Origin of the sequence: Mucilaginibacter metallidurans (assembly GCF_003286435.2) — a bacterium.
Classification (GTDB): domain Bacteria; phylum Bacteroidota; class Bacteroidia; order Sphingobacteriales; family Sphingobacteriaceae; genus Mucilaginibacter; species Mucilaginibacter gossypii.
The window spans coordinates 3,123,102-3,140,343 of sequence record NZ_CP043449.1; the positions used below are offsets into that span (position 1 = coordinate 3,123,102).

A 17,242-nucleotide genomic window follows, 5' to 3' on the forward strand; every position below is an offset into this window, starting at 1 on the left:
ACCGGGTAGTAAATATGACAATTTGAGGTATAAAAAATGACAGCTCCGAATTATTGCTGCACAGCCATAGCGGTAACGGCCTGAAAATACCACGCGGCATGAGGCAACCATTGTTCTGTCCATCGCCATTCGTTGCCGTTGTCTTTTATTTTAAAATCGATACCGCTGCCGTCGGGATTTTCCTTTTTACCGGTAATTCCGTTAGAAATCCCGCCCTTGCCCGATCCATGGCCGAAATTTGAACTCATATAAGGCACATTGTTTTTACCATACTGATACATAAAGCACATTTGGTAAGGGTTACAACCCAGTATCCAGGCTATCTGGTGCGATGCATACTCTGCCAGTTCTCTTTTTATGCCCCAGCCACCTTTTTCGGGATATACTAACCGCCCTCCTACCAATGCCGCAGCAGCCAGCGAACCCAGGCGGGCATTTTCTCCCTGCCACCACCAGCCGGTTTCATTTTCATGCGGGATAAAAAAGCCATCTTTTACCGCACCTCTAAACTTAAAAGATTGGCGGGCATAGCCAAACGGATTATCCACATTAGCGGTTACCTTCAGGTTATAATCCAGTGCTTTTTTTATGGTTGATAATGCATCGGAACGTTTATCAGCTTCTTGCTCCTTATCCAGGTACCTGCATAAAGCAATAACGGGTAAGCCGGCATCAGCTGCGTGCCAGAAAGGCCTGTCGCCGTCATCAGCAATAAAATACCCTGCGGGGCTCATTCGCTTGTTCAAACTTAGCGCACGTTTTCGGGCTTCATCACGATAAAGGGAACTATCGGTAGCAATCCACAATTCGGTAGCAGCCATCAGGGCACAATAATCATCAATAATATTTTCCTTGCCGTCGTCATCATATCTGGTATTGTTTGCCAGCAAGTGCGCGAAAGCCCGTTTGGCAGCTGCAAGATATTCTGCCGACTTAAAGTCACCGTCTTTTTTCAGTTGCGAGATTCGCGCCAACGATGCAATGGCCATTCCCCCTCCTTCCCGAAAAGCAGCCTGGTACTCATCTGTAGTAACGCTGTTTGCTTTTAGCCCTACAACACGCCTGGCTTTAGGGTCTTTATTAAAATAGCTGAATACGATCATGTAAAAATAATCGTCTTTTGACAGGGCGCGCATCATGTAGTCGGCCCCCCAAAATGCTTCATTCATCATGCCATCATAAATCCCCTGTTTATTTAACAAACCTGGCGCAGTTTGCACCGTATTGATCATTGACCACGTTACCAACGGTATTTGCTGGGGCGACATAAAATTAGCATAAGCCAAATGCGAAAAGTATTTGCTTACATCGCCCGACGCATCACACCAGCCGCCATGCATATCAACTGTTTTATCGCCGCCATAAAGCTGAACGGCTGCGTCGGCCTGCAGCTCCGTTGGTGTGTTAGCCCGCTGCTTATTATAATAGCTCAATACCGATGGGATGGTAGTTACTGCCAACGCGTTTTCCCTAATCTGAAACCAATCAGATTGAGAACGAAAATCTTTGGCACCAATGTAAACCCTGTATTTCCCCTCCGCTGTAAATTCTGAAAAATCGGCCTGGTAAAAATATCCGTCCTTGTCCCATTCCTCAACCTTTAACGGACCATTTAACGGAGCGATATACACAGCATTACCATTTGAGTTTTGTAACGCGAAAAGTATACCCGGCTCAAGTTTGGTATCGCAACGCACAACAACAGTTTTTGCTCCCCGGGCATCATACCCTACCTGGTTCATGTAAAAAATAGGATCCGCTTTGCACAGACAGCAAAACAGCGAAAAAAAGGCTGACAGGATAATTTGGCGGACAAATGAATTCATGTAAATGCAGTTTAATGGTCAATGCAATTTACAGTATTTATAAACCTACAGTTAGTAACCCTGGCCTAAAAAGCGGCAACCATCCCCCTAATTTACCACTACAATTTATCCAACAACTCTTTATAATTTAATTGGGGTATTAAAACAAACTATAACATGCTGCCTGTTTACCCGTTTTATTTAGGTAACTTTGAAACTTATAAAAATTGGCCGTTACATTAAGCTGATTTATTGAGAACTATTAATGCCGGGAGGTGTAACAATCTCTTTAACCCGATAACCGAAGCCCTTGTATAAATACTTTACGAGGGCTTTCGCTTTTACAAACACTATTATGGACGAAAGAAATTATTTAAGCACGTGGCAAAAGTACATGCCTGTAATACGCCTGCACTTGAAAAGAAGTCTGCAGGACGAGCAGCAGTTTAAGTTAAATATAACTGATTTTGAAGCGGCCGGCAGCAGGGGAAAATCCGGTTATACCTTTAATATCAATATCGAAAACGGCAAGGTCACCAACAACATCAGCGGATCGGCAGTGGCGCGCGATTTGTATGAACTCCTTAAAGCCGATGAAGCTGTTAAAGCGATTTTAAAGGATAAAAATGTAAAGATAAGCGTTGGCAAATCGTTTGTCCTTAATATTAAAACTACACACTTATCTTCATACAGATAAACATCCGGAAGTAATTTCAAAAGGGAAATAACCTATTAGAGGTTATTTCCTTTTTTTATGAGATGATTTTTTGCTTTTACCTGAAGAAGAAGATTTTTTTGAAGATGATGACTTCTTAGAGGAAGAATGCTTTGATGAAGAAGAATGTTTTGACGAATGAGAGGTTCTTTTTGAAGACTTTCCATGTCTTCTCCTTGGGCGGTAACCTTCATCTTCTATATTCTGATCTGCCGGTCTCTCCATTTTCCTGATCTTCGGACCAAAGTCAATAGCCTCATCATGGAAAAACTTATCAAAAGGATTAAAATAATAGATGTTAGCGGCATCGTAGATCTTGATACTTGCTTTTAAACGGTTATTGAACGCTTCTTCATCTTTGAGTTCAGGAGCAGTCCAGCCGGCTTCGGCCAAACCGGCTATACGCGGAAATAGCATAAAATCAAGGCGCTTTTCAGAGCCGATCATTTCAGTCCAGATATTGGCCTGTACACCAATGATCTGTTTTGATTGCAGGTCTTCGTTATTCTGCATCTGCCTTTCAGGGAAACCATAAACACTGCCCACAGTATTATACACACCTTTCCACCTGCGGCCCGAGATATGGTCAGCATCCTGCACAAAATCAAAATACATAGGCAGGCGCGGACAAAGCACTACCTGGTACCCTTTTTGAACGGCTAAATGCAGCTGGCCCGGTAAATTTTGCCTCCACCAAAAGATAATAGTTTTATCAGCCGGCAGGTTTGTTCCGGTAGCTTCATCCCAGGCCAATACTTTATTACCTGCGTTTATGGCAGTGTCGGCTACGCGCTTAAAGAAATAACGCTCCAGCTCGCCTACATCGGCAAAATTATTCTTCTGCATAAACCCGGCTATTGAAGGGTTAAGCGACCAGGCCTTAACACCCAAAGCCACTTCATCGCCTCCCAAATGGATCATTTTAGAAGGGAAAAGCGTGCTGGTTTCCTTAATGATGTTACCAAGAAACTGGTAGGTACTATCGATTGCAGGATTAAAAGTAAAATTAGGATAGCCTTCAACACTGCCGCCGCTAAACTGCGGATACGCTTTGTTGGCTGCGGTAGCATGGCCGGGCATATCAATTTCGGGGATCACGGTTATAAACCTTTCCGCGGCATAAGCAATGATCTCTTTGATCTGGGTTTGGGTATAATATTGAGGATCGGCTATTGAATCACTGTAATTACCGATTCCGCCAATCAGTGTCAGCTTAGGATATTTTTTTATCTCCAAACGCCAGCCCTGGGCATCGGTTAAATGCCAGTGAAATTTATTCAGCTTATAGTAAGCCATCCAGTCAAGGATTTGCTTAACTTTTTCCATCCCGAAGAAGTGGCGGGATTCGTCGAGCATTAGCCCCCGCCATTGATAGCGCGGCGTATCGGTAATGGTTAAAGACGCTAAGCTGATGGTTTCGCCCCGGGGCTGATCTTTGATCATTTGCAGCAAGGAAATCATCCCATAAAACACCCCATCACGGTTTGACGAAGAAATGGTAATTTCATTGGCAACAATTTTTAAGGAATATGCCCCCGCGGCGGGATCGCCATTGGTTAACAACAAATGAATAACACTGCCTGCATCTTTATTATCAACGGCAAGCGTAAAACCTGCCGACTGGCTTACCTGTTTTTGGAAGTAACGGGCTATTGGCAACAACGAAGCATCATTCACACCAACGGTACTGTGATTACTAAATGTAAACTGCCCTGTACCATTAACAACAGACTTGGGCTGCGGGATTATATTGACATTTTGCGCCCGTACGTATCCGGAAAACAAAATAAATACAAGTACGATCTTAAATTTCATTTAAAAACAACTCAAATAGTTTGGGGCTGCTATGATATGAATTTTCTTTGAAAAACCCGATAATTTGTTTGTAACAAAGTGTTTAACTGCTGCAACCGGGCAGGTTTTTATCCGTGAGGTCATGAAATCACCTGTTAATGCGTTCCGGGAGTTGTATAAATTGCTTCACAATTTTTGAGATACGATTGTGGAGTTAGCTATAACAACATGTAAAGCGTTACTAAAATTACCACAGCGCGAAGAACAATCGCAAAACGAGCGTTCTGAATAAATTGCAAATTACTAAATTACAGCAATTTACATCAGCACAAGTATTGCATCCTATGAACCAGGCTCGCATCAATGGAGCGGTAAGGAATATTTCTGGCCTGTTATTCCGCAACAGATATTTCGTGATTGCTTCGGTAGTAATTGTTGTTTTAGCAGCTTCAGTTTATTTACTTTTTTCATCCCTAAATACAAAGTGAGCGTAGAGTTGGATGCTTCCGATGATTGGGAACTATTAACGACAGCAATTAACGAGTTGCGCTCTGAAACCACGATAAAAAAAGCGGTCAATGCATTGGGGCTCCAGGTAAGTTATTATCATAAGGGAACTTTTACAACAAAAGAGATTTACGGGGATTCATTACCCATTAAGCTTATACCTGGAAAGAGCAACTTCTATACTACTCCTGTTGAGATCACCATCAATTTAATTAATGGCAGCGTTTGCAGGATTGATCAGGATAATGTACTCATAGATGCGCCTTTATACCACCCGGTTAAATACGGATCTTTACGCTATACCATAATAAAAGGGCCTGCCTTTAAACCAATACAACTACCGCTGATAGTGAAGCTCACTCCCCCAGCCAACTTAACCGAACATTTTAGTAAAAGTTTAACTGCAAAAGTTTTGAGTAGTAACACTTTTGAATTGAGCATAAACGCGGATAATGCTCAAAAGGGGCATGATTTTTTGAATAAACTTGTAGAAATTATTAATGCCCAATATGCCAAACCAAGTTCACCCGCTAAACCGGCGGTTATTGATGCCACGTTACTTCTTAAATTAAACGATAGTATAACATACTATAAAGCAATGGCCGATAAATATCATGAACAGCAAGCCATACTGAACAACATCAAAAAACCCAGACAAATGCCGAAGCGGAGAGCTGTTCCGGTACTGGTGACGGCGAAAACGGCACTGACTGAAAAAGAAAGAGCCGGCTTAAATGCACTTACTGCAGTAAAAGCATATGCCTTGAAACCTAATGACGCTTTTGTTATCATACCGGATAATCATCAGGTTAGCGATTACCGTATCGAAGCACTCATACAAGATTTTAATAAAGCGCAACTCAATAAACAGCGGGTAATGCAGGATTCGGACAATGCTGATGCAAGCGTTTACGCTTTCAAACTCGAACTTAATTCAATAAAAGAAGCACTTGTTAACAGCATAACGGTAAAAGAACAGAAAATCAGAAATGCTCATCAAGTTAAAGATGTCCGCCAACTTAAGTACATTGATCAACCAAAAGATGTTGAGCAACCTCAAGATAGTGTACAACCAGAAGATGTCGATCACCCAAAAGATTCAAAATCAATAGCATCATTTTTATCGCTGCAATTGAATGATTCTATCGCCCAAATAAAAGCTTTAATTGAAAATAAGCAACAACAGTATAACAGGCTGTTACATGGCTCAGGCGGGCAAGACCCCGCGCCAAGGCTCATTATAAATGAAACGTGGCACACGAGGGAATCAATGCTCTCCAAATCATTATTAGTATATTTTTTTGCTTTACTGACAGGTTTGCTGCTGCCTGTTTTATTGCTGATTATAAATGAATATATAACATCAGCTAAAAAAAAGCCGGTGCAATAAAACGCAGGGAAAGGCATATCCCTAACATGGAAAACGGCCGATCAGGATCTCTGATCAGCCGTTTTTCATTTTCACGGGGTGGATAACGCTTATTTCCAGCCGCCGCCTAATGAGCGGTAAAGCTCAGCGTTGGCACTAAGTTGAGCCATTTTAATAGATGCTAATTCAAGCTCACCTTGCAATACATTACCTTGCGCAGTAATTACCTCAAGATAGGTAGCAAGCCCGTTTTTAAACAACATGCTCGCATTGTTTGTAGCTTGTTGCAATGTTTTAACGCGGTTAGCTGCGATAGTTTGTTGCTCTTTAAGCTTTTGGAGCCTTACCAAAGCGTCAGATACCTCTCCTACTGCATTTAATACAGACTGACGGAATTGGATCACTGTTTTTTCGCGGTCAACTTTGGCAACTTCATATTGGGTGCGCAGTTGTTTATGTTGTAACAACGGTTGCGCTATACCACCTGCTACTGTACCAAACAATGAAGCCGGAATATTAAACCAGTTGCTTGATTTAAATGAGTTTAAACCACCCTGACCGGTTATAGTTAATGAAGGGTAAAGCTGGGCTTTAGCGATACCAACCCTCGCGTTAGCTATATTTAAAGCCAACTCCGAACTGCGTACATCAGGCCTGCGGCTCACCATTGCTGATGGAACACCTGCCGAAAGTGTTTCGGGGAAAGTAATATCATTAAGTTTAGCGCTACGTTCAATAGCATCAGGTAACCTACCTGCCAATATGCTTAAGCCATTCTCCTGAACATTGATATCGCGTTCAAACTGAGGAACCAATTGCGCGGCAGCTTCTAACTGGGCCTGTGCCTGCTGAACACCTAAAAGTGTCACCTGGCCGGCATCGTACTGCAATTTGATGATGCGCAATGTACTGTCATTCAGTTTTACGTTTTTCTTAGCTATTTCCAGTTGCTCGTCAAGCATCAGCAAGTTATAGTAACCTTGTGATACACTTGATACGATGTTGGTTTGGATAGCCCTTTTAGCTTCATTAGTTTGCAGGTACAGGGCCAAAGCTTCACGGTTTTGACTGCGGATTTTACCCCAGATATCAGCTTCCCATGACAGCGCCAGGTTAGCATTATAATCTTCGACATGTTTAGTACCAATATTGTATTGTTTGATACTTAAACCGGTAACACTGTTATCAGACGGGCGGTTGGTACTTGCAGTAACGTTTAAGCCAAGAGTAGGAACATAATTCCACTTAACTTGTTTAAACTGCAATTGTGCAGCCTCGATATTTTTTACGGCCACCTGCATATCGTAATTTTTAACGATAGCACTGTCAATCAGCTTTTGAAGAGCAGCATCGGTAAAAAAGTTTTTCCATTGCAAGTCGGCAATGCTGCTGGTATCGCTGGTGGTAACCGCGTTCCTGAAGGCTTCAGGTTGCGCGTCCTTTGGCGTAGCAACATCTTTTGAAACTTTACAGCCGGCAAGCACCACCAGTGCTAAAGCCAAACTGCCTATTATATTTTTCATTGTTATATCTTTTTTAAACTATCACGGATTTTAAAGGCCGTGATAGTTTTAGTTGATGTTTTGATTGATTAAGCTGAATATTCGTTTTCAAGAACTACAGCATCCTTACCATGGTCGCCGGCAGCGGCAAGCGGTTTAGGTTTACCGCTAATGCGTTCCTGCAAGCCCTGGAATATCACGTATAGTACAGGTATGATAAATAAACCTAACAATACGCCTGAAACCATCCCGCCTGCTGCACCGATACTAATAGAGTGGTTACCCTGTGCAGATGGCCCGGTTGCGATACTCATCGGGAACAAACCGAATACGAATGCCATTGAGGTCATGATGATTGGACGGATACGGAGCTGAGCAGCTTCAATAGCCGATTGAACCAGCCCATGCCCTGCCCTTCGCCGCTGTACCGCGAACTCTACGATCAGAATCGCGTTCTTGGCCAGCAAGCCGATGAGCATGATCAGCGCAACCTGTACATAGATGTTGTTTTCGATACCGGTTAAGCCTAACACAATGAACACCCCGAATAAACCTGTAGGTATTGAAAGTATTACCGCCAATGGCAGGATATAACTTTCATACTGCGCAGACAGCAGGAAGTATACAAACACCAAACATAACAGGAAGATCACAGTCGACTGACCACTTGAAGCAATCTCCTCGCGGGTTTGGCCGGTAAACTCATATGCAAAACCTTGCGGCAATTGCTCCTTAGCTGTTTCCTCAATCGCTTTGATGGCATCACCAGAGCTGTAGCCCGGTTTAGGGATAGCATTAATTTCGATAGAGTTGAAGAGGTTATAACGTGAAGCAGTTTCTGAACCATACACACGGGTTAATTTAACCAGGGTATTGATCGGCACATTTTCGCCCGATTTGTTTTTAACAAATACACGGTCAATTGCTGATGGATCTGTCCTGTCGGCAATATCAGCCTGAACAACCACGCGGTAGTATTTACCAAAGCGGTTAAAGTCTGATGCCTGTGCGGTACCGAAGTAAGCCTGCATGGTTGACAGAATGTCTTTAACGCTTACACCCAACTGGTTGGCTTTTTCGTCATCAACCTCTAATTGTAACTGAGGATAATCAGCTTTGTATGAGGTAAAGGCGAAAGCAACAGCCGGCTTTTGCATCAGTTTCATGATAAAGTTATTGGCAACACCGCTAAATTTATCCAGCCTGCCGTTGGTTTTATCCTGCAACATTACGTCAAGCGCTTCCACGTTGCTGAAACCAGGAACGGTTGGAAAACTGAACACGAAGAACGTACCACCTGGTATGCCTGCTAATTTGCCCCTAACAATATTCTGGATAGCATCAATATTTTTAACTTCTCCCCTTTCTTCAGTAGGCTTTAACAACAGGAAGATAACACCTGCTGACGGGCTGCTGGATTGTGTTAAGAAGTTAAAGCCCGACAAGGCGGTAACAAATCGCGCAGATGGCAATGTTTTCAACTGATCCTCAGCCAGTTTAAAGGTTTTATTAGTTCCTGCTAATGAAGTACCTGATGGTGTATTTACTGCTATCGCCACAAAGCCCTGGTCTTCGGTAGGAATAAAGCCTGTTTTGGTTTTGTTTACCATGTAAACTGTAGCAACAACTACTAAGGCAAGGCCGGCCATACTGATCCATTTATTACGGATCAAAACTTTCAAGCCGCCAACATACCTGTTGGTCATATAATTGAAGCCACCATTAAAGCCCGCGTAAAATTTCTCTACAAAGCTTTTCTTAGGTGCATCATGACCGTTTTCGCTATGTTTATTCTTTAAGAATAGCGCAGCCAAAGCAGGACTTAAGGTTAAAGCGTTAACAGCCGATATAATGATAGATATAGCCATGGTTAACGCAAACTGGCGATAGAAGATACCTGTTGAGCCCGTCATGAAGCTCACCGGTAAAAACACCGCCGCCATAACCAGCGTAATGGATATAATGGCACCTGTAATTTCGTGCATCGCTTCGGTGGTTGCAGCCTTCGGGGTTAGACTGGGGTCATGCTCCATTTTGGCATGTACCGCCTCCACTACCACAATGGCATCATCCACCACAATACCGATGGCCAACACCAACGCAAACAGTGTCAACAAGTTAACCGAGAACCCAAACAGGTTCATGAAGAAGAACGTACCGATAATAGCAACCGGAACCGCTATAGCCGGGATCAATGTTGATCTGAAATCCTGCAGGAATATAAATACTACAATAAATACAAGGATGAAGGCCTCAACTAATGTATGCTCAACCTGGTTGATTGACTCATCAAGGTCGGTTTTAGTACGATAGAACTGGTTGTATTTAATCCCGACAGGGAAATCTTTAGACAATTTCACCATCAGGTTGTCGATAGCGATCTGGATTTCGTTGGCGTTTGAACCTGACAATTGGATAATACCGATGATAATACCATCGTGGCCGTTCAGGTTACTAACACTATTGTATGAATAAGCACCCAGTTCAACACGTGCTACGTCTTTTAAACGCAATACAGAACCATCTGCATTAGCACGGATGGCGATGTTCTGATATTCTTCTGGTTTGGTAAGTTTACCTTTATATTTAATTACGTACTCAAACGCTTCGTTGCTGCGCTCGCCAAATTTACCTGGTGCTGCTTCAAGGTTTTTGTCCTGTATAGCGGCGGTTACTTCGGCCGGTGTAACATTGTAAGCTGCCATTTGGGTAGGATTTAACCAAACACGCATTGAATAATCCTTAATACCACCAAAGATACTGGCAGAACCTACACCCGGAATACGTTTAATTTCCGGAACGATATTGATCTGCGCATAGTTGGCCACAAAGGTTTGATCGTATTTTTTAGGATCCTCAGAGTAGATGGCCATAGCACCGATAAAGCTGTTTTGCTGTTTGGTAGTTGTAATACCGTATTGCAAAACCTCGGCTGGTAACTGGCTTGAAGCCTGTGAAACACGGTTTTGAACGTTCACCGCTGCCTGGTCGGGGTTAGTACCCTGTTTAAAGTAAACGGTTATGCCCAATGTACCGTCGTTACTTGCGGTAGAGGTCATATAGGTCATATTTTCCACCCCGTTAATCGCTTCTTCTAACGAAGGAGTAACGGAACGTAAAATAGTTTCGGCATTGGCGCCCGGGTACACAGCCGATACCAATACTGACGGAGGGGCAATATTAGGAAACCGCTCTAAGGGCAGTTTTGTTAAACCAAGCACACCCACTATCACCAACAATATGGAGATAACAGTTGAGAGTACCGGTCTTTCTATAAATTTTTGAAACATGACATTAAAGTTTAAGTGTATGTATTATTTCTTAACTACAGCGGCTACTTTATCTGCAGCCTTTTGAGGCTGGATAACCATACCTTCCTGTAATTTATCAATGCCTTCTAACACGATCTGGTCGCCGGCTTTAATAGCTTCTTTATCTTTAACCAGGTAGTGATCACCTGATTTGCCAATTATGTCGATAGGTTGTTTTTTCACTTTGCTGCTATCGCCAACTACAAATACAAATACTTTATCCTGCATTTCGATAGTTGAAGCTTCCGGAACGATCAAAGCATCTTTATGGCTCAGGCTTAAACGGATCTTGCCGGTATTACCAGAGCGTAAAAGCCCGTCAGGGTTTGAGAAATTTGCCCTTAAAGTGATAGCGCCGGTGTTTTTATCAAACTGGCCGTCTACAATATCAATTTTACCTTGTTTAGCATATTCTGTATTATCGGCTAACAATAATGATACTGATGGTACATTTTTCAATTTATCTTTCAGGTTAGCGCCTGGATATTGTTCTTTAAAGGCAACAAAATCTTTTTCGCCCAATGAAAAGTAAACGTGTACATCATGAACATCTGATAATTGAGTTAGTGGAGCAACATCCGCAGGAGCAACAAGGCTACCTTGTTTCTTAGCAAGCAGACCGATATAACCGCTTACAGGAGCTTTTATTAAGGTATAACCCAAATTGATCTGCGCGGTAGCTACGTTAGCTTTAGCCGATTCGATATTGGCTTTCGCTACATCAGCTGCTGCCTTAGCTGTTTTTAGCTGGTAGTCAGAAACTACTTTATTAGCTACAAGCGGAGTTAATTTTTCAACTTCCAATTGCGCATTTACATGTGCTGCTTCTGCGGCGTGTAAGCTTGCTAACGCGTTATTTAAAGCCGCACGGTATGGTTGTTCGTTAATTTTAAATATTGGCTGACCGGCAGATACGAAAGCGCCTTCGTCAACAAATACTTTATCTAAAGTACCGCTCACCTGTGGCCTGATCTCTACGTTAACCGCACCTTCAATTGAAGCAGGATATTCCTGGTAAGTTGTTTCGGTACCTGATACTATAGAAGCAACCGGTAAGGCCGGCGGTGGAGGTGCTGTTGGAGCCTGCGGTGCAGATGAACATCCATATAATGTTAAAGCTGCAACTGCTGCTAAAAGGAGTGTTTTCATGAGTGATGATTTTAAGAGTGGTGAATGAATAGGATTAGAAAAAGCCGTTGGGCTTGTGATATATGATGATTTGATTGTTTTCATTGTTTTGCTATTGCCGATCATTTTCAATTGAGATGCCAGTCATCTACTGAACTGACTATCAATTATTTATATTTATAATATTTAATTTCCAATGCCTTATATCGTTATTTTCACGATTTTTCATGACGATATACCGAAACGACGTACGCTAATTACAGCAGTCGCGTAAATTAGATGTTACAACACCGTTAAATCGTTTAACACTGTTAAATAGATTGTGTGGGTTGTGAGTGAGCTTTTCCATTGTATATAAGAGTTTGTTTTAAAAGTGCTTTAACATTTACTTAACACTGTAAGGAAATTTAACAGTGTTATTTTATGATCAAGAAAAAACCTGATCTTTCATTGACCGGATGATACCGCCTATGGTATCTTTCAAAACCTGGCGGTTTACTTCGTCAGAGAATCCTCTGCTTAGTAAGTTGATGGATACCAGCCCGTGTACAACCGACCAAAAGGTGTAATATTTGGTACAGATCATTTCGTCGTTGATATCTTTTATATTCATAACCTGCATAATCGCTTCACTAATCATAGTTGTGAAACGTTGGGCTTCGGGCATTGCTTTTACCACCTCGCAGCAACAGTTCATCTGTACGCCAAACATCACCTGGTAAAGTTCTTTATTATCGAAAGCAAAACTCCAGTATGCAAGCCACATGGCTTCCAGTTGCTCTTCGGGACGCAGATAGTTTTCTTTTGCTACCTCCATATCCTTAGCTAAAATCAGGTAACCTTTGCGGGTAAGTTCCATTAGTATGGCATCCTTATTTGCAAAGTATTCATATATAATAGGGGCGGTATATTCAATTACGTCAGCAATTTTGCGCATGCTTAAAGCTTGCCAGCCTTCATGCTTAACTATGTGGAGCGCGGCATCCAGAATATTGACCCTGGTTTCCTCTTTTAAGCGCTGTATTCGTTCTTTACTTGCCATTTTGATTATACTATTAAATCATTTAACAGTGTTAAGCAAAAGTATAACGGTTTTAAGGATTATTTACCATCCCTTTGTAAAAAACGTTTCATCCAATTGTCACGGATTAAACCTTTTGAGCAAAATCCGGTCGGCAAACGCTTATTTTTTTACCAGGTAAACCAATTGCCCAATATGATAGCCCTGGTGTATAGTACGATTAATCAGGATATTTAATTTGTTACGGTGCGGCTCTTTTGCAAAATCATCTGCTGCAATGGCGCTATGCGGCTTAAACCATTCTTCGGGCTGCATAGCATTCATCCTTTCGGTTAAAACCTCATTTACTTTAGCCCAATATTGTTTAAGCTCAGCCAGTGACGGTTTCTCCAACCCAGAATTTTCAGGACTTTTAACAAATATTTGATCAAGCTGAGGATAAAGTCTTTCGCCCAAACCTAAATAGGTAAACATTCCGTCACTAACAGCAGTAAGGTGGCCCAGCAGGTACACGCCGGTATTGCGACCAGGAGCTGTTTCTGTTGCAAGGGCCTCGTCAGTCAACTTATCAAGCAAACCGTTTAGGCGGCTGTTTTGTAATTCCCAGTTGGAAACTACCATCTTGATAAATAATTCGGTTGACGGCTGTACGGTGGTTTCGGTAATGTTTGCGCTCATTTTTTGCAGATGTAATATCAAACCAGTGGATTTGATGACACAATTATAAGCTAAAACGGGGCTGGCGTAAATACTAAGCAGTTTATATGACAAAACTATGATACCACAGGCTCATCTTCAATTTTACGCACCAGCCATATCATCATGGCAGCAAAGGCGGCAACAACAAAAAAGGCTATTTGCAGGTTGGCTGCCTGGGCAATAAAACCAACTATCGGCGGCACTATAACAAAACCCAGGTAACCAACTGTTGATATGGCGGCGAGGGCCTGGCTGCTGTTCATTGTTTTTGATTTACCTGCCATGCTAAATATCAGCGGCACTATACATGACACCCCCATGCCTATCATGGCATAGCCCAAATAAACGGTTAAAGTATATGGTAAAAACACGGATACCAGCAAACCGGCCAAAACCAGCGAGCTGCTATAAGTTAGCACTTTTTTTATGCCAATGGCCGATACTACCCGATCGCCCGCGAAGCGGCCAATGGTCATGGTAACCATGTAAACTACAAAACCGGCTTCGGCAAATGATTTGGTGGCATGCACTACCTTCTCAAAATAAACACCGCTCCAGTCGTATAGCGTGTTTTCACAGGCCATAGAGGCGAAACATATTAAAGAAAACTTAAGCAGATGTTTATCGGGCATGGAAAACACCGATCTATTGGGTGTTTCGGCGGGCTGATAATCATATGTTGAGGGATAAAATATTACCGAGAGGATCAACATTGCAATTCCTACTGCTAATAAATGATATGAAGGCGCTACGTTAAATAATACCATTAAATAGCCAACAGCGGCGCCGCCAAAACCGGCCAGGCTCCAGATGCCGTGGAATGTTACCATGATCGATTTATCATACAAAGCCTGGATCCCCACGGCCTGCGAGTTCATGGATAAACCTAATATATTACGGGTTGAGCCAACAAAAAATAAAACTACTATCAGTTGCCACATATAAGCCGCAAAACCAGGCAGGCAAAGCACCAGGCTAAAGGCCAGTGCACCTATCAGCATCATTATGCGGCTGCTGAAATGCTTGATCATTTTAGCCGTTAAAGGCATGGTAAGCATCAGGCCAACAGGCATGGCAAACAGCACAACCCCCAACTGGGCTTCGTTTAAATTTAGCTGATGTTTTATGGATGGAATACGCGAGGCCCATGAAGAATACCCGAAGCCCGAAACAAAGAAGAAGACACTGTTGGCAATCCGCATTTTTGATTTGCCCGCAGCCGTTAGCTGATCCATACTTAATAATTACGCGCAAATTTAGCTATAATTTATAAGTACGGCTGCCGTTATCTGCAATTAAATGCAGCTTACATACATGGCTGAAGCTCGCCGCAGGGCTGATTATTTTGAGCCGCTTTATGAAAAACTTTATTGAAACCTTGTTGTACATAAGTTAAACCGAGGTTTAAAAGGGCTGATACCTGCAGTGGTGTGGTATCCGGCAGGGTGAGTGATATGAGGTGTGATATGAGTTTCATGATTACATTATCGTTTCAAGCTGCAAAATTGCTACAATAGTTTCAAAAAAAATTTACCCGGATCAACAACTGACTTTAGGAAGATAATTGATAATGAGTATGATAAACGGTTGACAAACAACCTCACCTAAATCCTCTCCGGGGGAGAGGACTTGAAAAACTCCTCTCATTTGGAGAGTGGTTTGGAGCGAGGCTCATCTAATTGCAATATTGATGCGTTAGTTTGTTAGCATGTTTTTTTAGCTTTACTTTTGAGATAAGTATTTAAATGAAAGACACCACCAAAACTTTGAGTTCAGGACCTACATATAAAGCAGCCGGTAAAGTAGCAACCATTATTGAAAGGCATTTCAGGCATTTTCATGCCAAGGCGCTTGCCGATAATAATGAGATAGACCTTGCTCCTACCCCCAGCTGCACCACTATCGAATCACTCATCGATATCTCATTTTGGGCAAGCTTGCGACGGGAAGAGGGATTTTCACCAAAATTCACACTTGCTTTTTTGCCGCCCGAAGCTGCCGGTCAGCCGTTGTTGTTTGGTGGAAAAATTAAACTCGCGCCTAATATCCTCACCAAATTTGCCTCGGCAGTACAACAGCCGGGCATTCATTTAGGCATCTGGATAGAAGATGATGAACTATACATCTGGGGAACTACCCTGGCCATTCCGGCTTACTGTTTTGTGCTGGAAGTAATTGAACCCGGATTATTGGTGATCAAACATCGCCGTGTAGAGGGTTTTGGCAAATTTGTAAACATAGCCATATTAAAAGGCGACGATATCAAAGTAGTTGACGAGCACGGCTCCAGTATTTCTGATTGCCCTAATGTACTTTCGGCCATGCTTGATTTTACTTTGCCATCACTATGGAATGATCCGGTAAACGTATTGGTTCAACTGGCTACCTCCATGCAAGCCCACAAACGTGGCGGCATATTATTAGTTGTGCCGTCCGGAAACGAAGAATGGCGCGAATCTATCATTACCCCGATCTCTTACCCTGTCGACCCTCCATTTTCGGGCCTTACCGATTTGATGATTCACGAAGGCATCGACCGTTACCACACCTCATGGCAGGAAAAAATGCGCCGCGCGGTTGATACCATAGGCGGATTAACCTCGATAGACGGCGCTACGCTAATAAATGATAAACACGAGCTGCTGGCTTTCGGCGCCAAAATAGGCCGCGCAGCAAAAAGCTCACCTGTTGAAGAGATCGTGGTGACCGAGCCTATCGTCGGTTGCTCAACCAGGGTGATCCACCCGGCGCAAAACGGCGGTACAAGGCATTTAGCGGCAGCACAGTTTGTTTTTGATCAAAAGGACGCTTTAGCTTTGGTAGCTTCCCAGGATGGCCGGTTTACGGTATTTGCATGGTCGCCGGTTGTAGGCATGGTGCATGCGCATCAGATTGATATTTTGTTGCTGTAGATTGTCTGAATCAGAATTTACAGAATTATAAAATTTTCAGAATTAGAGATTTCGATGGAGAAAAGCATTCGGTTAATTCAGAAATCCTGTGAATTCTGATTCAGACAATCTGTGAAATCGTATAAATCCCCCCAAATCCGGGTTCGGACTTAATCGCAGTTCAACAATAAATCATAATATTTCCGCATCAGTACGGTATCGTAATTAACCAGCGACTGATAAGCTTCTGAAACCAGCTCATTGAGGATAGATGATCCAAGCTGACCGCCTCCATTGGGAATAGAGTCATAATAAACAATAATTTCTTTAACCCTTATTATTTCGTACAGCAACTGCTGAACCAAATCAATTTGAGTACCCGTCTGCATTCCAGCCGAATTCTTGCTCAGAAAATCTAAAGGATCGTTAGTAGCAGGGGTCATTTTTTTATCAAACAGGATCGGAATTATGGTTTTATCAACTACGTATTAACAGTTAAT

Annotated in this window: 13 protein-coding genes; 3 read left to right on the forward strand and 10 right to left on the reverse strand. The window is 42.5% G+C overall.

The window, feature by feature from the left end; genetic code table 11:
- Positions 1-50: 50 nt before the first annotated feature.
- Positions 51-1,826, reverse strand: a complete 1,776-nt coding sequence (locus DIU38_RS13360) for a glycoside hydrolase family 9 protein (RefSeq protein WP_112655223.1) — start codon at positions 1,824-1,826, stop codon at positions 51-53.
- Positions 1,827-2,160: 334 nt separating this feature from the next.
- Between DIU38_RS13360 and DIU38_RS13365 the strand changes: the two genes are divergently transcribed.
- Positions 2,161-2,502 carry a hypothetical protein gene (locus tag DIU38_RS13365; protein ID WP_112655225.1) on the forward strand — a complete coding sequence of 114 codons (342 nt, stop codon included), beginning with the start codon at positions 2,161-2,163 and terminating at the stop codon, positions 2,500-2,502.
- Between the two features lie 42 nt (positions 2,503-2,544).
- Here the strand turns inward: DIU38_RS13365 and DIU38_RS13370 are convergent, their stop codons facing one another.
- Entirely contained in the window at positions 2,545-4,335 is a 1,791-nt protein-coding gene (locus tag DIU38_RS13370; protein ID WP_091168086.1) for a beta-N-acetylhexosaminidase, read from the reverse strand.
- A 1,084-nt stretch (positions 4,336-5,419) separates the two neighbouring features.
- Between DIU38_RS13370 and DIU38_RS13375 the strand changes: the two genes are divergently transcribed.
- Complete coding sequence (locus tag DIU38_RS13375) at positions 5,420-6,211, forward strand: hypothetical protein (RefSeq protein ID WP_149354094.1); 792 nt, start codon at positions 5,420-5,422, stop codon at positions 6,209-6,211.
- Positions 6,212-6,300: 89 nt separating this feature from the next.
- Here the strand turns inward: DIU38_RS13375 and DIU38_RS13380 are convergent, their stop codons facing one another.
- From DIU38_RS13380 to DIU38_RS33030, 7 genes are all read right to left on the reverse strand, one after another.
- Positions 6,301-7,713 (reverse strand): efflux transporter outer membrane subunit, encoded by a 1,413-nt coding sequence (locus DIU38_RS13380; RefSeq protein WP_112655229.1) that lies wholly within the window; start codon positions 7,711-7,713, stop codon positions 6,301-6,303.
- A gap of 68 nt (positions 7,714-7,781) precedes the next feature.
- A complete protein-coding gene (locus DIU38_RS13385; protein WP_112655231.1) occupies positions 7,782-10,982 on the reverse strand; it encodes an efflux RND transporter permease subunit in 3,201 nt (1,066 codons plus the stop codon).
- Between the two features lie 24 nt (positions 10,983-11,006).
- The gene (locus DIU38_RS13390; protein ID WP_112655393.1) at positions 11,007-12,152 is read right to left on the reverse strand and encodes an efflux RND transporter periplasmic adaptor subunit; all 1,146 of its coding nucleotides are present in this window, start codon (positions 12,150-12,152) and stop codon (positions 11,007-11,009) included.
- Positions 12,153-12,558: 406 nt separating this feature from the next.
- A complete protein-coding gene (locus tag DIU38_RS13395; protein WP_112655233.1) occupies positions 12,559-13,173 on the reverse strand; it encodes a TetR/AcrR family transcriptional regulator in 615 nt (204 codons plus the stop codon).
- A gap of 141 nt (positions 13,174-13,314) precedes the next feature.
- On the reverse strand, positions 13,315-13,830 hold the full coding sequence (locus DIU38_RS13400; protein ID WP_112655395.1) for a DinB family protein: 516 nt from the start codon (positions 13,828-13,830) through the stop codon (positions 13,315-13,317).
- A 95-nt stretch (positions 13,831-13,925) separates the two neighbouring features.
- Positions 13,926-15,086, reverse strand: a complete 1,161-nt coding sequence (locus tag DIU38_RS13405) for an MFS transporter (protein ID WP_112655235.1) — start codon at positions 15,084-15,086, stop codon at positions 13,926-13,928.
- 71 nt (positions 15,087-15,157) lie between these two features.
- Positions 15,158-15,328: a hypothetical protein gene (locus DIU38_RS33030; protein WP_167516166.1), complete on the reverse strand. Its 171-nt coding sequence runs from the start codon at positions 15,326-15,328 to the stop codon at positions 15,158-15,160.
- A gap of 268 nt (positions 15,329-15,596) precedes the next feature.
- On the opposite strand from DIU38_RS33030, the gene DIU38_RS13410 reads away from it, so the two are divergent.
- Complete coding sequence (locus DIU38_RS13410; protein WP_091168108.1) at positions 15,597-16,763, forward strand: putative sensor domain DACNV-containing protein; 1,167 nt, start codon at positions 15,597-15,599, stop codon at positions 16,761-16,763.
- A 149-nt stretch (positions 16,764-16,912) separates the two neighbouring features.
- Here DIU38_RS13410 and DIU38_RS13415 read toward each other — a convergent pair whose 3' ends face one another.
- Positions 16,913-17,185: a hypothetical protein gene (locus DIU38_RS13415; RefSeq protein ID WP_091168111.1), complete on the reverse strand. Its 273-nt coding sequence runs from the start codon at positions 17,183-17,185 to the stop codon at positions 16,913-16,915.
- Positions 17,186-17,242: the final 57 nt, after the last annotated feature.